This window comes from Luteibaculum oceani (assembly GCF_007995015.1).
Lineage (GTDB): Bacteria > Bacteroidota > Bacteroidia > Flavobacteriales_D > Luteibaculaceae > Luteibaculum > Luteibaculum oceani.
In genome coordinates this window covers 99,217-120,157 of sequence record NZ_VORB01000005.1, presented here as the reverse complement: position 1 = coordinate 120,157, position 20,941 = coordinate 99,217, and the positions used below count along the sequence as shown (strand labels likewise).

Annotated in this window: 17 protein-coding genes; 8 read left to right on the top strand and 9 right to left on the bottom strand. The window is 39.8% G+C overall.

From position 1 onward, the window contains the following. Window positions 1–111 precede the first annotated feature (111 nt). The 7 genes from groL to miaB all read right to left on the bottom strand — a co-directional run bounded on the left by groL (window position 112) and on the right by miaB (window position 7,771). Entirely contained in the window at window positions 112–1,755 is a 1,644-nt protein-coding gene (groL, locus tag FRX97_RS06525) for a chaperonin GroEL (protein ID WP_147014386.1), read from the bottom strand. Window positions 1,756–1,795: 40 nt separating this feature from the next. Further along, window positions 1,796–2,071 (bottom strand): co-chaperone GroES, encoded by a 276-nt coding sequence (locus FRX97_RS06520; RefSeq protein WP_147014385.1) that lies wholly within the window; start codon window positions 2,069–2,071, stop codon window positions 1,796–1,798. A 152-nt stretch (window positions 2,072–2,223) separates the two neighbouring features. Next, the gene (gene secG, locus FRX97_RS06515) at window positions 2,224–2,514 is read right to left on the bottom strand and encodes a preprotein translocase subunit SecG (RefSeq protein WP_147014384.1); all 291 of its coding nucleotides are present in this window, start codon (window positions 2,512–2,514) and stop codon (window positions 2,224–2,226) included. Next, complete coding sequence (locus tag FRX97_RS06510) at window positions 2,511–4,619, bottom strand: hypothetical protein (protein ID WP_170227054.1); 2,109 nt, start codon at window positions 4,617–4,619, stop codon at window positions 2,511–2,513. Before FRX97_RS06510 ends, secG begins: the two co-directional genes overlap by 4 nt. A gap of 1 nt (window position 4,620) precedes the next feature. After that, window positions 4,621–5,127 (bottom strand): LPS assembly lipoprotein LptE, encoded by a 507-nt coding sequence (gene lptE / locus FRX97_RS06505; protein ID WP_147014382.1) that lies wholly within the window; start codon window positions 5,125–5,127, stop codon window positions 4,621–4,623. After that, entirely contained in the window at window positions 5,127–6,350 is a 1,224-nt protein-coding gene (locus tag FRX97_RS06500) for a sigma-54 interaction domain-containing protein (protein ID WP_147014381.1), read from the bottom strand. The genes lptE and FRX97_RS06500 overlap by 1 nt, the downstream gene beginning before the upstream one ends. A 2-nt stretch (window positions 6,351–6,352) precedes the next feature. Next, the gene (miaB, locus tag FRX97_RS06495) at window positions 6,353–7,771 is read right to left on the bottom strand and encodes a tRNA (N6-isopentenyl adenosine(37)-C2)-methylthiotransferase MiaB (protein ID WP_147014380.1); all 1,419 of its coding nucleotides are present in this window, start codon (window positions 7,769–7,771) and stop codon (window positions 6,353–6,355) included. A gap of 163 nt (window positions 7,772–7,934) precedes the next feature. Between miaB and topA the strand changes: the two genes are divergently transcribed. The 8 genes from topA (at window position 7,935) to FRX97_RS06455 (ending at window position 19,233) form a co-directional block, all read left to right on the top strand. Then, on the top strand, window positions 7,935–10,247 hold the full coding sequence (gene topA / locus FRX97_RS06490; RefSeq protein WP_147014379.1) for a type I DNA topoisomerase: 2,313 nt from the start codon (window positions 7,935–7,937) through the stop codon (window positions 10,245–10,247). After that, window positions 10,244–11,392: an arginase family protein gene (locus FRX97_RS06485; protein WP_147014378.1), complete on the top strand. Its 1,149-nt coding sequence runs from the start codon at window positions 10,244–10,246 to the stop codon at window positions 11,390–11,392. The genes topA and FRX97_RS06485 overlap by 4 nt, the downstream gene beginning before the upstream one ends. Window positions 11,393–11,448: 56 nt before the next feature. After that, window positions 11,449–12,402, top strand: coding sequence for a PorP/SprF family type IX secretion system membrane protein (locus tag FRX97_RS06480; RefSeq protein WP_170227053.1), 954 nt, complete (start codon window positions 11,449–11,451; stop codon window positions 12,400–12,402). 65 nt (window positions 12,403–12,467) lie between these two features. Continuing rightward, window positions 12,468–13,817 (top strand): T9SS ring complex lipoprotein PorK/GldK, encoded by a 1,350-nt coding sequence (gene porK, locus FRX97_RS06475; RefSeq protein ID WP_147014376.1) that lies wholly within the window; start codon window positions 12,468–12,470, stop codon window positions 13,815–13,817. 62 nt (window positions 13,818–13,879) lie between these two features. After that, window positions 13,880–14,677, top strand: a complete 798-nt coding sequence (porL, locus tag FRX97_RS06470) for a type IX secretion system motor protein PorL/GldL (protein ID WP_147014375.1) — start codon at window positions 13,880–13,882, stop codon at window positions 14,675–14,677. A 48-nt stretch (window positions 14,678–14,725) separates the two neighbouring features. Next, complete coding sequence (gene porM / locus FRX97_RS06465) at window positions 14,726–16,411, top strand: type IX secretion system motor protein PorM/GldM (RefSeq protein ID WP_147014374.1); 1,686 nt, start codon at window positions 14,726–14,728, stop codon at window positions 16,409–16,411. Window position 16,412: 1 nt separating this feature from the next. After that, window positions 16,413–17,300: a type IX secretion system ring subunit PorN/GldN gene (porN, locus tag FRX97_RS06460; RefSeq protein WP_147014373.1), complete on the top strand. Its 888-nt coding sequence runs from the start codon at window positions 16,413–16,415 to the stop codon at window positions 17,298–17,300. A gap of 58 nt (window positions 17,301–17,358) precedes the next feature. Then, a complete protein-coding gene (locus FRX97_RS06455; protein WP_147014372.1) occupies window positions 17,359–19,233 on the top strand; it encodes an ABC-F family ATP-binding cassette domain-containing protein in 1,875 nt (624 codons plus the stop codon). Between the two features lies 1 nt (window position 19,234). Here FRX97_RS06455 and FRX97_RS06450 read toward each other — a convergent pair whose 3' ends face one another. Both FRX97_RS06450 and FRX97_RS06445 read right to left on the bottom strand, forming a co-directional pair. Next, window positions 19,235–19,444: a DUF3820 family protein gene (locus FRX97_RS06450; RefSeq protein WP_147014371.1), complete on the bottom strand. Its 210-nt coding sequence runs from the start codon at window positions 19,442–19,444 to the stop codon at window positions 19,235–19,237. Then, entirely contained in the window at window positions 19,445–20,899 is a 1,455-nt protein-coding gene (locus FRX97_RS06445) for an aminoacyl-histidine dipeptidase (RefSeq protein ID WP_147014370.1), read from the bottom strand. Window positions 20,900–20,941 lie beyond the last annotated feature (42 nt).

Below are 20,941 nucleotides of genomic sequence, written 5' to 3'. Positions count from 1 at the left end.
AACAGTTTAGAATTTGGTTAGAGCAATGTATCTAACCTACATGCTTTGTTTATGGCACAAAAAAAACCCCGACGAAATCGCCGGGGTTTTTATATAATGAATGAAGATTGATTACATCATTCCTGGCATTCCACCACCCATTCCTGGATGTCCGCCACCGCCCATTGGAGCTTCTTCTTCTTCCTCAGCAATTACGCATTCGGTAGTTAAAAGCATTCCTGAAATAGAAGCGGCATTTTCTAATGCAACACGAGCAACTTTAGTAGGATCGATTACTCCTGCTTCGTACAGGTTTTCGAATGTTTCTAGTCTAGCGTTGTAACCGAAGTCGTCTTTTCCTTCGCGTACTTTTTGTACAACGATAGATCCTTCTTGACCCGCATTTTCAACAATCTGACGAAGTGGCTCTTCAATTGCACGTCTTACGATAGCAATACCAGTTGTTTCGTCTTCGTTATCTCCTTTAAGTGCGTCTAAGACAGCTTGTACTCTAATGAAAGCAGTACCACCACCTGGGATGATTCCTTCTTCAACCGCAGCACGAGTAGCGTGTAATGCATCGTCTACGCGGTCTTTCTTCTCTTTCATTTCAACTTCTGAAGCTGCTCCAACATATAGTACAGCAACACCTCCAGCAAGTTTAGCTAAACGCTCTTGAAGTTTTTCTTTATCGTAGTCTGAAGTAGTAGACTCGATTTGAGCTTTAATTTGGTTTACTCTAGCAGTAATTTGCTCCTTATCTCCACTTCCGTTTACGATGGTAGTGTTGTCTTTATCGATAGTGATTTTTTCTGCAGTACCAAGCATGTCCAGCTCTGCGTTTTCAAGCTTGTATCCACGCTCTTCAGAAATTACAGTACCACCAGTTAGGATAGCGATATCTTCTAACATCGCTTTTCTTCTGTCTCCGAATCCTGGAGCCTTAACAGCAGCGATTTTTAATGAACCACGGATTTTGTTTACTACTAAAGTAGCTAAAGCTTCTCCTTCGATGTCCTCTGCAATAATTAATAGCGGCTTACCAGTTTGCACTGATTTTTCAAGGATAGGAAGTAGATCCTTCATCGCAGAAATCTTCTTGTCGAAGATTAGGATGTATGGATTCTCTAACTCAGTTACCATTTTCTCAGAGTTGGTAACAAAGTATGGAGAAAGGTAACCTCTGTCGAACTGCATACCTTCTACGATCTCAACAGTAGTATCGGTACCTTTTGCTTCTTCTACAGTAATTACACCTTCTTTTTTCACTTTCTGCATTGCCTCAGCGATAAGCTTACCAATTGTAGCATCGTTGTTAGCAGAAATAGTAGCTACTTGCTCAATTTTGCTAAAGTCGTCACCAACTTCCTTAGAACGCTTTTTTAACTCAGCAACTACCGCAGTAACAGCTTTGTCTATTCCGCGCTTAAGATCCATTGGGTTAGCTCCAGCTGCAACGTTCTTAAGACCTGCAGTTACAATAGCTTGTGCTAATACCGTAGCAGTAGTAGTTCCGTCTCCGGCAACATCTGCAGTTTTAGAAGCTACTTCTTTAAGCATTTGAGCTCCCATGTTTTCTACTGGGTCTTTAAGCTCAATTTCTTTTGCTACAGAAACACCGTCTTTAGTGATAGATGGTGCACCGAATTTTTTGTCAATAACTACGTTACGTCCTTTTGGACCAAGCGTTACTTTAACTGCATCAGCTAATGCGTCAACTCCTTTTTTTAGACGATCTCTTGCGTCTAGATTAAAATAGATTTCCTTAGAAGCCATAATAATTTCTTATTTACTTGTTCGTACTAGTTAAATGGACTTAGACAATTGCGAAAATGTCAGATTCGCGCATGATTAAATAATCTTTCCCTTCGATGTTAATTTCGGTACCAGCATACTTACCATAAAGCACACTGTCGCCCACTTTAACGGTGATAGGCTCATCTTTTTTTCCATTACCTACAGCAACGATTTTACCTTTTTGTGGTTTTTCTTTTGCTGTATCTGGAATAATAATTCCTCCCGCAGTTTTCTCTTCTGCAACTGCTGGCTCAACCAAAACACGGTCGCTTAGTGGTTTAACGTTTACTGACATAATTATTGATGTTTAAGTTTAATTTCAAACAACCCACCTATTGCACGCTTCGTGCCAATTCTGAAAAATGGAAAATTTGACCTAAGCGCAAAAAAAAATGTCAGTGCATCGCTGACACACTGACATTTTTTATCAATTTTTTATGTAGAAGCTTACTCCTGAACTGGAGCTTGAGGTAGCTCGTCTCTGTAGGTTTCATCTCCACCGGTTACTCCGTCGCCAGATCCAGTGTTCATTGAAGCTACTAAACTTAAAACCACGATAAAAATCGCTAGTCCCCAAGTGGCTTTCTCTAAAAAGTCGGTTGTTTTTTGAACTCCGCCCAGCTGGCTTGCTGATCCAAAGCTCGAATCTAATCCACCCCCTTTAGGATTTTGAATTAGAATAATAAGCGCTAGCAGTAAACATGCTAGGATGATTAGAATGAAAATGGCGGTGTTCATGCCTTAGATTTTTCTTTTAATTCAGAAATTTGGTCGGCAAAGTAACTGCTTTTTTCGGGATAATTCAAGGCTAAAATATTGTAGGTGCGAATCGCCTTTTCTATTTCCCCTTGTCCAGCGTAAATCTTTGCCAGGGTTTCGGTTACATAACTCTCGTTATCTTCTATGCTTCTTTTCCCAACATTAATGGGATTAAACATCTCTTGTTTCTTGGGTTTACTTATGGTTGGATTAGTTGCTATGAAGCTTTCGATAATCTCAGATTTGTCTTTGCCTTCTTGTTTGGCAGGCTCTTTATCCTCCTTTATTTCTGCTTTTTCGCTAACTCCTTCCTCGCTTTTGCTCGTCTCTTTTTTATCGGAAACCTTATTGCTTGCCTTGTTTTCCTTGTCCTTTTTGGGTGGATTGGTGGCCTTGGTTTGTGGTTTAGACTCCTCTTTGTCCTTTTCTTTAGTAGTCTCTTTTTCCTCCTTGGCAATAGCTTTATCTGGTGCTATATTTTCTTCCGGCTCCTGCTTACTTTCGGTATGAGAGGAAGTTTCCTGGCTTACAGGCTCTTGAGCCGCTAACCAGTCGGCTAAGCTAAATGGCTTGCTCTCACCTCCGGTGAAATTTTTTTGTGCCGTGGTCTCAGGGCTATCTTTAACCTCTTCTGTTTCTTGTAACTCAGCGCTATGCTCAACATGTTCCTTTTGAACTGCGTTGTCCTCTATATTTGATTCGATATCAAAATCAGCAGCGCTCTTTAGTTGCACAGCATTTGCTACCTCTGCCGCTAAAAGATCGTTGAGGAACTTGGTTTCCTTTTCGGCTTCGTCGTCTTTAGTTTCTTTACTTTTAGGGGTAGTTTTTTGGCTTGGTTCTTCGAAATCTTCTTGAGATTCAATTTCATCTACATTGCCATCAAATCCACTCGATGAAAAGGACAGAGAACCCACCTGCTCTTCTTTTCCTTCCTCCCAAGTTCCCAATGAAAATCCAAATTCTTGGTTTTCTTCTATGTCGTCTGAGAGTGAAGTAATGTGGGTTTCTGGATCTACCTCATCCATTTGAGATTTGGTAGCAGAAGTTTCAATTATTAACTCCTCGTTTGCCGATTCTTTTGCGACTTCTTCGTCGGAAGGGCTTTCCACAGTTTCATCTGTGTTTAGGCCTCCCGTAACGGTTATTTCTTCGTCATCCTCCTCTAGATCCAGCTTGCTCGTCCACGGCGAACTCGATTTTTTACCTGGAGCTTCCTCATTAATATCTGTAAACTCTTCCTTTTCCTTAGCTTCACTTTTTTCACTTGGCGCGGTAAATTCTACCGTTTCTGTAGTGCCGGTAATCGCAATTTCTTCTTCCTCATCGGCCAACTCCAGTTTGCTTTTCCAAAGAGATAAATCTTCTAAATCTTGATTGGGAATTTGCTCCCTTTGGTTCTCCTTTTTCGTAGGAGGTTCAGGAATATAGTCTAATTCTTCTCCTTGTTTTTTGTTCTCCTCGACTTGCGATTTGGGCTCAATAGATTCTATTCCAGATAGAGCAAAAGGTTCATTCTTTTCCTTTTCACCCTCTTGATCTCTAGCAAGTCTGGTTTCAAATTCGCGGCTCTCGTAGGGATCAGTAACTTGAATGATTTCTTCATCTTGGTCAGATTCTTCATCCTCATCTAGGTTGGAATCTTTACTCTGCCAGTTGGATATTTCCTTTCTGGTTTCCGCTTTTTTGTCGGTGTTGGGATCGAAGTAATATATATCGGCTTCCCAATTGTTATCCTCTTCCGTTTCCTCTTCTAACTGCTGGCTTTCAATTTGCTCAGTGGTTTGATTACCTCTGCTATCCTTCGGAATTACAAAATCTAATTCTTCTGTTTCCTTTTCAGGTTCTGGGAAATCGTTGAGTAAAAACTGTTGAAGTACAAATCGATCGTTAACAAAAATGGAGTGATCGTTAACTTCCCGGCCGTTATCATCCGTAGAAAATTTCGCCTTGCCTTTTAAAAGTAACATGTGGCCAAGTGAGAAGTAGGGGAAACGTTCTAGACTTTCCTCCAATGCATTTAAGTCATCACTACTGATGTCCTTTGGGTTACTTAAAAGCTCGTTAAATCTCGACTTGTCCATATTACCAATTACCAACCGAGGCATTAAAAATTTCTTGGATTAGTTGCTCGGTTATTTCTTGCGCTAATCCTTCTTCAACGTCACTAAAATTTCGTTGCGATTCGAAATCTACGAATCTTGAGAAACGTTTTTCAAAATTTTTATCAGGTTCTATCCTATTTATATAAGAAACTTCTACTTCTATGGTAAATCTATCCAGTGCCGCAGTTTGGTTTCCTTGGGCTGCTACGGGACGGGTTTCGTATTTTACTATGGTACCCGAAAACATAATGTCTCCGTTGCTTCGCACGATATCTAAAGGCGTTTGAGCGAGTAACAAATCTTTAAGGGCCTCGGTAAATTGTTGGTTAAAATTTGGAGATACCAAGGCAGCGGTACTGGTGAAATAGTCTACGGAAAATGTTTCTGCTTCCGCCGGAATGTCTGCCCCCGAAAAGGAATAAGAAACCCTGCAACTGTTTAAGCAAAGAACGACTAGGCCAAAAAATGCGATTTGTAGTATCCTCATTAGTTTAAATCGTACTCTTTAATTTTTCGGTAAAGGGTTCGCTCCGAAATTCCTAGCTCCTTGGCCGCACTTTTTCTTTTGTTATTATGCTTTGCCAGGGCTTTCTTAATCAGGTCTTTTTCGGTTTCTGCAATACTGTAATTTTCCTCCACTTCCTCGTGAATATCAAAATCCTCGCTCTTTTTTGGAGGTAATTGCAGTGGGGGCGGTGGATTTAACTGATCCGAAGTTTCGTAGCTGCTATTGTCGTAATAACTTACTGCTCCGGCTCCGCTATAATCCTGATTACCCGTCATGTTGCCGCGCATAACCAGCTGTTTTAATTCGCTCAACTCATTTTTTAGATCGAATAAAACCTTATAGAGTATTTCCCTTTCCGAAAAAGATTCTTGATTCTTTTTCTCGTCTTTATAAACTACTGGAACTTGCTTTTTAAAAGCCGGCGGAAGGTATTTGGTCATCGTCTGGCTATCCACTTCTCGGGTGGGTTCCAGGATAGAAATTTGTTCTGTAACGTTTTTAAGTTGCCTTATATTTCCCGGCCAGCTGTAGCGCATTAAAATTTCTTTGGCATCCTCGGTAAGCTGTACCGGAGGCATTTTATACTTGTCAGCAAAGTCAGCTGAAAATTTTCTAAATAACAAATAGATGTCTTCTCCTCGTTTGCGCAAGGGCGGAATTTCTATTGGAACCGAGTTTAAACGGTAGAATAAATCCTCTCTAAAGCTCCCGTTTTTTACTGCTTGCTCCATATTAACATTGGTAGCTGCAATAATTCTAACATCGGTTTTATGCACTTTCGAAGAACCTACTCTAAGGTATTCACCCGTTTCTAAAACTCTTAATAAACGTACTTGAGTTTGTAGCGGCAGTTCGGCCACTTCATCCAAGAAAATAGAACCTCCATTGGCTTCTTCGAAGTAACCTTTTCTAGAGTCGGTTGCTCCGGTAAAGGATCCTTTTTCGTGGCCAAAAAGCTCTGAATCTATTGTGCCTTCTGGGATAGCTCCACAGTTAACAGCAATGTAGGGGTTGTGTTTGCGATGCGAAAATTGATGGATAATTTGAGGCATTACCTCCTTACCCGAACCGCTTTCCCCAGTAACTAAAACAGACATATCTGTTGGAGCTACCTGTTTTGCAATTTCCAATGCTCTATTCAGCAAAGGGTTGTGCCCAATAATGCCAAAGCGCTGTTTTATTTGTTGGATGTCAGGGGTCATTTTTAAATCAACTCTCCTTTTAAAGTTGCCGCAGTACAATCGTGTACGTGAACATTAACATAGGTGCCAGGAACGGCATCCTTTTTTGGGAATACAACAACCGTGTTTTGGCTAGTTCTTCCGAAAAGTTCGTCTTTATTTTTCTTGGAAACTCCTTCGATTAGGATTTTGTAGTCCTTACCAACCATTTTTTTATTGCGCTCCAAAGAGTGTTTCATTTGTAGGTCTACAATTTCCGTAAGTCTTCTGCTTTTTACTTCCTCTGGAACATCGTCCTCGTATTTTCTTTCAGCTAGGGTTTTTGGCCTTTCGGAGTACTTATACATATAAGCAAAGTCATACTTTACCTGCTCCATTAAACTCAAGGTTTCTTGGTGCTGCTCTTCAGTTTCTCCACAGAAACCAGTAATAATATCTGTGCTAATTGCACAATCGGGTATGTACTTATTAATAGCGGCAATTCTATCCATGTACCATTCTCTGGTATATCCGCGGTTCATTTTCTTTAAAACCTCAGAATTACCTGATTGTACGGGTAGGTGAATGTAGTTGCAGATGTTTTCGTATTTCGCCATCACCTGCAGGACTTCGTCGGTCATGTCTTTTGGATGTGAGGTAGAAAAACGAACCCTTAAATCTGGAGATACTTGTGCCACCATTTCCATAAGGTTGGCAAAGTTTACTACTTCTTCGTCTGGGTTTATTACCTCCCCCTTTTTGGTGATATTCCAACGGTATGAATCTACATTTTGACCAAGTAAGGTTACTTCTTTGTAGCCTTGTTCAGCAAGTTGTCTTGCTTCTTCAACAATAGATTTTGGATCTCTACTTCGCTCTCTACCTCTGGTAAAGGGAACTACACAAAAGGTGCACATGTTGTCACAGCCTCTCATGATAGAAATGAAAGCGGTAATTCCGTTGGTGTTTAATTTAACCGGGTTGATATCGGCGTAGGTTTCTTCTCTACTTAAAAGAACATTAACTGCTTTTTGACCTTCTTCAACCTCGTCTAATAATTTTGGTATATCTCTGTAGGCGTCAGGTCCAACAACCAAATCCACCAATTTTTCCTCTTCTAGTAATTGAGATTTCAAGCGTTCGGCCATACAACCGAGAACACCAACTTTAAGGTGTTGGTTTTTGCGCTTTAATCCTTTAAAGTGATTCAAACGATTTCTAACCGTTTGTTCTGCCTTATCTCTAATAGAGCAGGTATTTACTAAAATTAAATCTGCATCGTCTATTTGGTCAACAGTTTGGTAGCCATTTTCAGCAAGAATGCTGGCAACAATTTCGCTATCCGAAAAATTCATTGCACAACCGTAACTTTCTAAAAATAATTTTTTGCTACCCGTTTTGGTGTCTATCACCGTGGGCGATCCTTGTAACTCCTCTGCTAACAACTTTTCCTTCCCCGTCATCGCACTAATAATTTACAGCAAAGGTACTATTTAAAGATGATTTGACTGACATTTTGACACTTATTATCACAGAAACTATTTTCACTTTTCAGTCGTATAAATGAGCTTAAGGAACAGTATTCATTATAATTCTGTTTTTTTGTGGAAAATTAAAGAAGCCAGTATGGCCAAAAACTTATTGATTGTCGAGTCACCAGCAAAGGCGGGAACCATTGAAAAATATCTTGGAAAAGATTTCGTGGTTAAGTCGAGCTACGGACATATTAGAGATTTAGAGAAGAAAGAAACTGGGGTAAAAATCGAGGATGGTTTTGAGCCGGTTTACGTTATAGATCCGGATAAAAAAAAGCTAGTAACCGAACTTAAAAAGTTAGCGAAGGATGCCGAAATGGTATGGCTTGCAACGGATGAGGACCGCGAAGGGGAGGCTATTAGTTGGCACCTAGCGGAAGCTTTGAAATTGAATCCAGATAAAACCAAAAGGATAACTTTTAATGAAATTACTAAGCCTGCAGTTTTAAGATCTTTAGAAAACCCAAGAACCATAAATAACAATTTGGTAGATGCGCAACAGGCGCGTAGGGTTTTAGACCGTTTGGTTGGATTTGAACTGTCGCCCGTTCTTTGGAAAAAAGTAAAACCAGCGCTATCTGCAGGTAGGGTGCAATCGGTTGCTGTGCGACTTATAGTGGAACGAGAAAGAGAAATTCTCGATTTTAAGCCTGAAACTTATTTTAAGGTAAACGGGAAATTTAAGAATACGAAAGGGGAGCTATTTAAGGCTGAAATTTCCGATAAGCTTAACTCCGAAGCGGAGGTAAAAGAAATTCTTGAAGCAGTTAAAGGAGATCATTTTTCGGTAAAAGACCTTCAGGTTAAACCGGGAAAGAAAACACCTGCTCCGCCATTTACAACATCTACGCTTCAGCAGGAGGCTTCTAGAAAGCTATCCTTTTCTGTTTCCCAGACCATGGGAGTAGCACAAAAGCTGTATGAAGCTGGATATATTACTTATATGAGAACGGATTCTGTGAATTTATCGGAAACCGCTCTTAATGGAGCCCGGGATGCGATTACTTCTGAGTTCGGAAATAAATATCATAAGCAACGCCAATATACCAGTAAATCGAAGGGGGCGCAAGAGGCGCACGAAGCCATTCGTCCAACCGATTTTACTCGAGCTGAAATTTCAGGAGACAATCAAGCACAACGATTGTATGAGCTAATTTGGAAGCGTGCTATTGCCAGTCAAATGAGCGATGCCGAGATTGAGCGCACTACAGTTCTCCTAGAGAATAACGCGATTAATTACGATTTTAGAGCGAAGGGAGAAGTAATAAAGTTCGATGGATTTTTAAAGGTATATATAGAATCTACTGACGATGAGCCGGCGGAAGAGGCTGGGATATTACCATCGATGACAATTGGGGAGAGTATTGCATACGATGTAATTACAGGAACGCAGCGATTTACGCATCATCCTCCAAGATATTCTGAAGCTCGTTTGGTTAAGAAATTAGAGGAACAAGGGATAGGAAGACCATCCACCTATGCTCCAACCATTTCAACCGTTCAAAAAAGAGGTTATGTAGTAAAAGAGGAAAGACCTGGGAAAGAGCGATCTTATATTCAGTTGGAATTAGCCGGTAAAGAAGTGGCTAGAAGTCAAAAAACGGAAATTACTGGTGCGGAAAAAGGAAAATTATTTCCCACCGATATAGGAATGGTTGTAAATGATTTCTTGGTAGAAAACTTCGAGGGGATATTGGACTATGGATTTACTGCAGAGGTCGAAGATCAGTTTGATAGAATAGCCTCTGGTGAAATCCAATGGAAAAAAATGATAGAAAAGTTCTACGGACCTTTTCATGAAACGGTTGAGAATACTCTGGAGCACTCTGAAAGGGCAACTGGAGAGCGTCATTTGGGTGAAGATCCAAAAACCGGTAAGGAAGTAATAGCGCGCATCGGTCGTTATGGCCCCATGGTGCAGTTAGGAAAAACGGATGAGGAAGAGGATAAGCCGCAGTTTGCCTCTTTAAGATCAGACCAGTCTATTGCTACTATTACCTTAGAAGATGCATTAGAGTTGTTTAAATTACCTAGAGTTTTAGGAGAGTTAGAAGGTAAAAAAGTTCAAGCTAATATTGGTCGTTTTGGACCCTATGTTCAATGGGGAAGCACTTTTGCAAGTTTAAAGGCTTCTGGATTGGATCCTATGGAAGTAGATTACGACCAAGCTGTTGAGCTAATTCAGGAAAAAGTTAAAGCAGACAAGGAAAAAACCATTAACATTTTTGATGGTAAGCCTGTGATAAAGGTCTTGAAAGGAAGATACGGACCTTACATTGCTGTGGGTAGAAAGAATTTTAAAATCCCAAAAGGATTTGAACCTGAAGAATTAGATAGAGCACAGTGCGAGCAAATTATTAATGAAGCACCGGCGAAGAAGACTAAAACCAAGAAGAAAAAATGAGTCTTCCTTCCGAATTTCTTGTTCCAAGTAAAATTTCGAGGGAGCATTGCGTCCCAGGTAGTATAGGTGCAGAATTAATTGGTTTCAATCAAAATGAAACTTCCCATTCTGTATATATTGTTGGAGTACCAGAGTACCGTGGGGCGGGTTTAAATAGTAATGGAGAACCCGATCAGATTCGCGAGCGTCTGTATCATCTGTTTCCACAATTTTTTAAATCTAAAATCTGTGATTTAGGTAATATAAATCCAGGCGCTTCTTTGCAGGATACTTACTTTGCTCTGGAGCAAATATCGGTAGAGGTAGGGAAGAGAAATGCTGTACTTATTGTTCTTGGAGGTAGTGGCGATTTAGCCTTACCGCTGCTTAAAGCACAAGAAAAGTTCGAGCAATTGTATGCTGCTGTCTCGGTGGATTACAGAATAGATTTTGATCCAAACCAGGATGAAATAAGCCACAAAAACTACTTGTATAAGTTCTTTGCAGATAGTCCGGGGTTCATTTATCAGTATTTACATTTAGGACTTCAGAATTATCTTCAAAACCAGGAGGTTCTTAAATTTTTTAAGTCGGTAAATTACGATGCTTCTCGCCTAGGAAAATTGCGGGGGAACATTGCGAGCTCTGAACCGGTTTTCAGGTTGGCAGATTTGGTTTTCTTCGATTTTTCCGCTTTAAAGTATGGGGAGTCGCAATGCGGAATTGAGGCAAATCCCAATGGGTTTTATACCGAGGAGTTTTGTCAAATGGCACGATATGCTGGCTTTAGTGATTACGTAAAGGTGTTTGGTCTTTTCGATTTCACTTTCCCGAATCAGTTTATGAGTAATACGGGAGCGAAATTGGTATCTGAGGTAATTTGGTGTTTTCTAGAGGGATTATCTCAAAGAAAGGTGGAGTTGCCCAATGTGGAAGACGGGAGATTTAGAAAGTACTCAGTATTCATGGATGAATTTAGTCGGGAGATTATTTTCTATAAATCACTTCACTCTGGAAGATGGTGGTTCGAAGCTCCATCTCGCGGGAATGAAAATTCCATGCGATCGAGGTTGGATATGATACCCTGTGGAAAAGAAGATTTTGAGGCGGCAAAGAACAATCGAATACCAGAATCTTGGTGGGTATCTTTATTTAAAGACAATTAATACCTTACCTTTATACTTGCGTTATTAAGATGCTGGTGTTGATAAACTCGTCGAATTTGAAAATACTTACAAGTTTTAGGCTTCCAATATTGATCTTAGGATTTTTTTGGATTACACCCAATGTCTTTGGGCAGCAACTAACACAATACACGCAATATTTTAATAACTACCTTTTCTATAATCCGGCATTTGCAGGTCGAGATTATCAAACTGATGTTTCTTTTATTTCTCGACAACAATGGGTTGGTTTAGACGGTGCTCCTCAGTCCAATACACTGAATTTCAGCACAAAAGTATTGCCACTCAACCTTGGTGCTGGCGTTAACATTAACTACGAAAAGATTGGAGCTTACACCTCAGTTAATGCAAATTTCAGTGTTGCAGGGGAAAAGAGGATGGGTCTAAATACTTTTAGATTTGGAATTGCCCCAGCAGTTTATTCATATTCCTTTGGAAATCAGTTAAATGCTATAGATAACCCAGAGCTCGATCCCGTTTTAAACGGTATTGCTAACGCATCAACTCGGTTTGATTTAAGCTTTGGGTTTTTGTTTAGAGCTCCGCAATATTTTGTGGGTTTATCCTTTGCAAATATTCTGGCTCCCCGATTTGAAGAAATTTCGAAGTTAGGGAGTAGAAATGTGCAAATCCAAGCTGGATTAGATTATCAATTACCTGGTAGTCAGGAGATAACCTTGCATCCAAGCTTAATGTTTAAGTCTGATTTAAATAGTATTTCCGCTTATGTGGTGGATTTGAGTTTATTGGCCTTGTATAAGGAGAAATTCTTTATTGGTGCGAGTTATCGGTCTTTTGATGCTATTGCTCCTGTAGCGGGGTATCAATGGTATAACTCTTTGGGTAGATTTAGAGTTACCTATAGTTACGACTATACTACAACTACCATTTCTAACGTTTCTAATGGTAGTCATGAAATTTCGGTGAAATACAGTCATTTTATCGATAGACCAACAGTAATCAATCGATATAAAAACGTGAGATTCCTATAATTTTTAAATTTGTTAATTCAGAATTGAGAAAATAAGAGTTATTTCGCAACCTAAGCGTGTTTATTATGAAGCAGTGGATTCGTTTCGCGGCGATTGCATTAATTGCAGTTACCGCATTTTCATGTTCGAGTGGAGGAAATTATGAGTTAGTTGGTGTAAGCCGTTTCGATGGGTACACTCCAACAACACCATATGGTATGCAGTATATCCACATGGGGTCGTTTACCATGGGTAACAACGACAATGATCTTGCTTATACGCACACCACCCGACCAAGAACAGTATCAGTTTCATCTTTTTACATTGATGATACTGAAATCTCTAACACAGAATACCGTCAGTTTGTTTACTACGTGAGAGATTCTGTTGCACTTTACCTATTGGCAGAGGAAGGTTTAGAAGATTACTACACCGAGGATGAAGAGACTGGTGAGTTTATTCTTAACTGGAGAGCTGACATCGATTGGTATGGTGAGGAAGAGAAAGAAGTTTTAGAGCAATTGTTTATCGAAGAGGATGAGCAATTCTACGGGAAGCGTCAAATCGATCCACGTCAGTTGGTGTACGAATACTATTGGGTAGATTTTCGTTCTGCATCAACTCGTTTAGAAAGAGACAACACGCAAATGTTCACTAACTCTAAAGGTGGTGCTTCTCCAGTGCTTTCTCACAACAACCGTAAAAAGTACATTGTTAAGGAATTAGTTTCTGTATATCCAGATACACTTTGTTGGATTCACGATTTCGTTGGTTCAAACAACGATGCAATGAGCGAGAACTATTTCTGGCATCCTGCTTACGATGATTATCCTGTTGTAGGTGTTTCTTGGAGCCAGGCTAAAGCGTTCAACGTTTGGAGAACCAACTTAATGAATACAGGTAAGAAGCGTAGAGGAGATCTTGCAATGCCTTCATTCAGACTTCCTACAGAGGCAGAATGGGAATATGCTGCAAGAGGTGGATTAGATTTAGGTCAGTACCCATGGGGTGGTCCTTATTTAAGAAACCGTCAGGGTTGTCCTTTAGCTAACTTTAAGCCACTTAGAGGTGACTATGTTGAGGATGGTGGATTCTACACAGTAAGAGTGGATTCATACGAGCCAAACGACTACGGATTATTTAACATGGCTGGTAACGTTGCAGAATGGACCGTAACTGCTTATGATGAGTCGGTATACGAGTATATGGGAGAGTTGAACCCAGATTATACGTATGATGCTAAGCAAAATGAGCTTCCAGTATTCAAGAGAAAAGTTATTCGTGGTGGTTCTTGGAAAGATATTCCATACTACTTACAAGTTGGAACTAGAGCTTACGAGTACCAAGATTCTGCGAAGTCATACATTGGATTTAGATCTGCAATGTCTTACTTAGGAAGAGGTCAAGACGTTACTGGAGCTGGAATGGCTAACTAGTTAATGGTCTAGAATAATAATAGTAATTACCCAACCGTTTAATACACACAACAAAGTTATTTATGAAACCAGGAAGTAAAGGATGGAAGAAGTTCATGGCCAAACTGTATGGTATTGGTGCCGCAGTTGTAATTATTGGTGCACTATTTAAAATCATGCACTGGCCATATTCAGGGATTCTTCTTATTGTGGGGTTAAGTACAGAGGCGATAATCTTCGTTTTCTCAGCTTTCGAACCTATTCCAAAAGAATACGATTGGTCATTGGTATATGATGAGTTTAACGAAATGGAAGACTCAGAAGAACTAGGGCCAAGAAGAAAGAAATCAGCTGGTTTAGGTGATTTAGACCACATGTTGGAAGAAGCCAAAATTACTCCTGAGTTATTAGAAAATTTAGGCGATGGTTTCAGAACCCTTTCAAATCAAGCGTCTAAGCTTAATGAAATAGCTGATGCCACGGTTGCAACTGATGAGTATGTTACCTCTCTTAAAGGTGCTTCATCTAAGGTTACTGAGCTTTCCGATAACTATCAAAAAGCATCTGAGTCTCTTGTTGGTTTAATGGAGTCTGGCGACTACAGTTCACAAGCTGGTGAAGGTCTTCAGCGCTTAACTGCTAACCTTAACAAGCTTAACGAGGCTTACGAATTGCAACTACAGGGTGCAACCGATCATTTAAGATCTTCCGGTGAGGCTTTTGCTGGTATCGAAGAGTTAGTGAGAAATCTTAAAGACTCTGTTGAGGATACTAAGCGTTACAAGGACAATATTTCTCAATTATCTGAGAATTTAACCTCGCTAAATACAGTTTATGGTAACATGCTTGCTGCCATGAATTACAACAAGACCAACGCATAAGGTCGAGAATCATTCGTAGAATTAAGAATTAAGTTATTCTAATAATATATGGCTGGAGGAAAGGAAACCCCACGGCAGAAAATGATTGGGATGATGTACTTAGTGCTAACAGCTCTGTTAGCACTAAACGTATCTAAGGACATCCTAGACGCATTTGCCATCATTGATGAAGGAATTGAGAAAAGTACCTCAAGTTTCCAAGATAAAATCGATGGTCAGATGTCGGATTTCTTAGCATCCTACAACGAAAACCAAAAGAAAGTAGAGCCTTATTACCAAAAGGCTAAGAAAGTAGAAACACTTGCCAACGACCTACATCAGTATATCAATACGATGAAGGCTAAAGTGATCGCTTATACTAATACTCAAAACCCTGAAAATTTTCAGGAGTACATGGGAAAGAATGCTTCTGGAAGGGATACTGTTTTAGGTATTGAGTACATTGAAAAGAAGGACGATTACGATTCTCCAGGATTTTTCTTGTTAGGGCCAGATCCCGCAAAGAAATTAAAGGAGGATGAGCATTCTGCAAAGGCGCTACAAAACGAAATGTTGAAGTTCCGCGATGAATTAATCAACATGGTAAAAGACGATCCTCAGTTTGTAGAGCGTTTACAAGAAGAGTTCAAATTCGAAGGTGGTAAAGATAAGTCTGGAGTTAAAATGGAGTGGGCATCGCTTACTTTCTATCACCAGACTGTTGCGGCAACGCTAACCATGCTTTCTAAAATGCAGGCTGATGTTAGAACGGCGGAATCGGATGTGATTGCATACCTGTATCAATCTGTAGATGCTGCTTCCTTTAAGTTTAACAAGCTTATGGCTGTTGTAAATACACAGTCGAATTACATCGCAGTTGGAGATTCGTTTAGAGCTGATGTTTTTCTAGCAGCGTACGACTCTACTAAATTCCCAGAGATTAAAATTGGATCTGATTACGACCAAGAATCTCGTCAATTTAAAGGAGAACCTGTGGATATTGATGTGGTTGATGGAGTTGGTAAAATCAGAATGAAGGGAACAACAACCGGAGAGAAAACTTGGAAAGGTGTAATTAACTACGAAGTTTCTGGTGGAAGAACTGTTCCTTACCCATTCGAGTTTACGTTTAAAGTTTCTGATGCCGATGCGGTAATCGATCCATCTAAAATGAATGTATTCTACAAGGGACTCGATAACCCAGTTTCTGTATCAGTTCCTGGTGCCGACTCGGATAAATTGAGAGTTACTTGTAATGTAGCAGGTGTAAAGATCAAGCCTGATCCTGCAGGTGGTGCTGGAAAGTATCTTATTAACGTTCCTGGATCTGTAGATGCGAGGGAGTGTAAATTGATAGTATCTGCTGAAAATGTTTCTGGAAATATGAAGCAGGCTGGAGAAAAAACTTTCCGTATTAAAAAGATTCCACCTCCAACTCCGTTCTTTATGGGTAAGAAGCCTACGGATAACGTTATTCCGTTAGTAGCACTTACCACTGGAGATGAAATTAAGTGTATTCTAGAAGACTTCCTTTTCGAAGGGGTACAGTTTAAAGTGACTAAGTTCTCTCTAAGTATGACAAAAGGAGGTAACGTAGTAAACTTTGATCAAAGAGGTAATAAGATTGGTGGTGAGGTTAAGCGTGCCTTAAGTGAGGTTCGTAAAAACCAAATCGTTACCTTTAATAACATTTGGGCTATTGGTCCTGATGGTGAAGAAAAGAAATTGGCAAACTTGTCATTTAAAGTAATCTAATATGAAAAGAGTAATTGGAATTTTGCTTACGGTAGCGGTAGCTACAGTTGCGCAAGCTCAGGTTCTTACTCCTGAGATGAAAAAAAGAATGTATAAAGATACATTCCTAGATTACGACCCAGAATTAGACATTGATTCTGTAAGAAACTTCCAGCAAAAGGAAGTGCTTCCAGATCCTCCAATTAGAGAGGCCGATGTTTTATGGTCTAAGAGAGTATGGAGAGAAATTGAGGTGGCTGAGAAGGTTAACCTTCCTCTTTATTACCCGTTAGATGATATTGCAGATAGAAAAAATCTATTTGATGTTCTTCGCGATGCGTATCAAGCAGGATTAATCCAAGCATTCGATTCTAGATTTATTGGATCTGATGAGTTTAGATTTCCTATTCCAGCAGATACTGCAGATGCTAAGTTATTCTCAAGAAAAATTACTTTAACTGACATCGATGAGTTTGGTGAAACCAATTACATCACAAAAACGCAGGATTTCGAAGCGGAAGATGTTGTTAGATATAGAATTAAAGAGGATTGGTATTTCGATAAGCAAAGATCTGAGCTAAGGGTTAAGATTCTTGGTATTATGCCAATTTGTAAATACACTGATGAGGACGGAACTGTAAAAACACAGCAAACTGCTTGGTTCTATTTCCCAGAGGTTCGTCACGTATTGGTTAACTACGAGGCATTTAACAGAAGAAACAAAACCCAGAGAATTACTTTCGACGATATTTTCAGAAAAAGATATTTTTCTTCTCACATCATTAAGGAAGAAAACGTTTACGACAGATCGATTGCATCTGTTTACACTTCACCTTACGATCAGTTGTTGAAATCTGAGGAAATCAAACAAGAGATTTTCAATTTCGAACACGATCTTTGGAGTTACTAAAATTTCTTTTCAATTAGATTAATTTTGAGCGCCCTTTTGGGGCGCTTTTTTATTTTATATGCTTTCAATTAACGGTTATACATACCATTTAGGGGAAAGAGCCCTATTCGATAATATTTCATTTTTCGTAGGTCCTGGGGAAAAAATTGCTCTGGCTGGAATCAACGGGTCTGGTAAAACAACCTTACTAGGAAAAATAGCAGGAACTCCAAGACCTAAGGAAATTGCCCTGGCTGGCAATTGTAGAATTGGGTATCTACCTCAGCATCTACCATGGCAGTCGGAAAAAACCGTTTTAGATGAAGTGCTTTCTTCTCAAGAAGAATTGTCTGGCCTTGAAGAGGAACTTGAATTCTACAATAACCAGTTGGTTACCCTAACTGATTACGAAAGTGCGGAATATACCAAGGCTATTGAGAAGGTTTCTGAGCTATCGGAAAAATTGGGGACTGTTAATCCCCATGAAATTGAGGCTAAGGCTGAAAAAGTATTGAAGGGATTGGGCTTTACGGATGAGGATATTTCCAAGCCTTGTTCAACCTTTTCGGGTGGATGGAAAATGAGAATTTCCCTTGCTCAAATTTTATTAGAGGATCCAGACTTATTAATGCTGGATGAGCCTACCAACCACTTAGATATAAATTCTGTGGTGTGGTTAGAACGCTATTTAAAGGACTTTAGAGGCGCAATAATTCTAATTAGCCACGATAGAAGATTCCTTGATAATATAACCTCCAGAACCATTGAAATCGTTAAGGGCAAAGCTTACGATTATCCTTTTACCTATTCAAAATATCTTGTTGAAAGAGAAATTAGAAATGAGCAGCAATTAGCTACTCAAAGAAATCAGGAAAAAGAAATAGAGCGAACGAAGCAACTTATAGATCGCTTTAAAGCAAAGGCAACAAAGGCTTCCATGGCTAAATCCTTGGAAAAGAAGCTGGATAGAATGGACGTGATTGAAGTTGACGACTTCAACCAGAAATCGATTGCTGGTAAGTTCTTGTATTCTAAAGATCCAGGAAAAATTGCATTGAGAGTAGAAAGTCTCGCAAAAAGTTTTGGAGACAAAACGATATTCAACGATATCAGTTTTGAAATTGAGCGTGGGGATAAAGTAGCCTTAGTAGGAAAAAACGGAGTTGGAAAATCTACCATCTTAAAAATAGCGTGTGGCGCACTTAAGGAGGATGGTGGGGAATGCAAATGGGGTCATAATGCAGAGGTCCAATATTTTAGTCAGGATGGCCCCGACCTAATTCCCAAAAACAGAACTCCACTAGAGCACATGGAATTGTTTGCTCCAAACGACCAATTTACCATGTGCCGAACCATTTTAGGATCATTCTTATTTTCTGGGGATGATGTTGACAAAAAGGTGACGGTTTTATCAGGAGGTGAAAGAACGCGTTTGGTGTTGGCACAGTTAGCAATCAACCCCAGTAATATTCTGGTATTAGATGAGCCTACTAACCACTTGGACATTCCCTCTAAGGATCACCTTAAAGATGCCTTAAGATCCTATCCAGGAACGGTAATCGTTGTTTCCCACGATAGAGAATTTTTGGCGGGTTGGTGTAACAAGGTGATAGAGTTAAGAGAGGGAGAGAGTAAAGAGTTCCCAGGGGATATTGATGCTTTCTTAAAAGAAAAGGAGAAGGAAGATCTTACCGCTTATTCCATGACGGAAAAATCGGTTAAAGCTAAAAAGGAGCCGAAACCGAAAGTAGACCAAAAGCCAAAAGCAAATAGCGATTCACGGGAAAAAGTAAAGCTGGAAAAAGAGATTGAAAAGGTAGAAGCCGAACTGGGTATCCTCACGAAAAAACTTGACGAGGTAAAGCCAGGGAAGGAACAAGATGAAATTCTTTCCAAATACGGGGAATTAGATAGCAAACTAAATGTTTTAATGGAAAAGTGGGCAGATATGTAGGCTACTGGATTAAAGTCCTTATAAGGGGCTCTAAACCATTAATTTTTAATTCTAGAACCTCTTCCATCATTTGACCCAATTTCCCTTTTGGGAAGCCCTTAGTTCGGTACCAAACCAAGTAATGTTCGGGTAAATTGATTAAAAAACGCCCTTCGTATTTACCGAAGGGCATTTTTGTGTTAGCCAGTTTTATTAAATGGGTTTTATCCATTTATTTTTTTGGTATTCTTTTTAAGGTTTCCAGTAAGTAGTACCAGAACTTTTGTACCGAACTAATTTGGCAGCATTCATCTGGTGAGTGTGCATGTCTGATGTTTGGTCCAAAAGAAATCATATCCACTTCGGGAAGGTGTTTTCCAAGTATTCCACATTCCAATCCTGCATGGCACGCCATAACGTTTGGTTTGGCCTCGTACATCTCCTTGTACAGTGCCTCCATAATGGATAGAATTTCTGAGTTTGGATTAGGTTCCCAGCCTGGGTAATCCCCAGTTTGCTCCACCGTTGCACCCATTAACTCAAAACAAGCCTTAATGGATGATGCTACTGCACTTTTGGTACTTTCAACACTACTACGTTGCAGTGACTTGGTAAGGAATTTACCGTCCTTTACAATAACCTGAGCCAAAGACGAGGAGGTTTCAACTAGATCATCAAAATTCAGGCTCATTTTAAACACCCCATTATGAACGGCTTCAATGGCGTTTAAAATTTTATTTAGATCTGATTCAGCAACACAGTTTGCCGGTGTGGAACATGACTCTAAAGTAATCTGAATGTTCTTTTCTACCGGAGTAAACTCGCTTTTAAAAGTTGCTAAGCTAGTCTTAACCGTAGCTTCTAAATCAGCTTTTAACTTCGGGTCAATAGAAATGGTGGCAAGAGATTCTCTGGGAATTGCATTTCGCAAGCCTCCTCCATTAATTTCGTGAAGGTAGAAGGGGAAAGAGAAGTCCATTAAAAGTCTGTTCATCAACTTGTTGGCATTGGCTCTACCTTTGTCGATGTCCATTCCTGAGTGCCCACCCATTAGTCCTTTTACCTCAATGGAAAAAGATTGAACACCAGCAGGGGTGTTGGCTGATTGATAATCGTAACTGGTATTGGTGTCTATTCCTCCAGCGCAACCTATACTTAGTTCATCATCGTCCTCGGTATCGAGATTAAGTAATATTTCTCCAGAAAAGTTGGTAGGATCTAACTGTTTGGCACCGGTCATTCCTGTTTCTTCATCTACAGTAAACATGGCCTCTAAAGCAGGGTGTTCAATATCTGTGGATGATAAAAGCGCCATTATTGCTGCCACTCCAATGCCATTGTCTGCACCTAGGGTGGTTCCATTGGCTTTTACCCAATCCCCATCTACCATCATTTCTATCCCCTGCTGATCGAAGTCGAATTGGGTATCGTTGTTTTTTTGGTGTACCATATCAACATGCGATTGAAGAATTACCGTTTTACGGTCTTCCATTCCCTTTGTTGCCGGCTTTTTGATGATAATGTTACCAATGGCATCTTTTTTGGTTTCCAAGCCCAGTTGGGTGCCAAAATCAACCATAAACTGTATTACGCGTTCTTCTTTTTTACTCGGTCTTGGAACCGCATTTAAATCTGCAAAGTGATTCCAAAGTGCTTTGGGTTGTAAATTTCTTACTGAATTCGACATTGATTCTTAGTTATTTAAAACAAAAAACCTCCGAGGAATGCT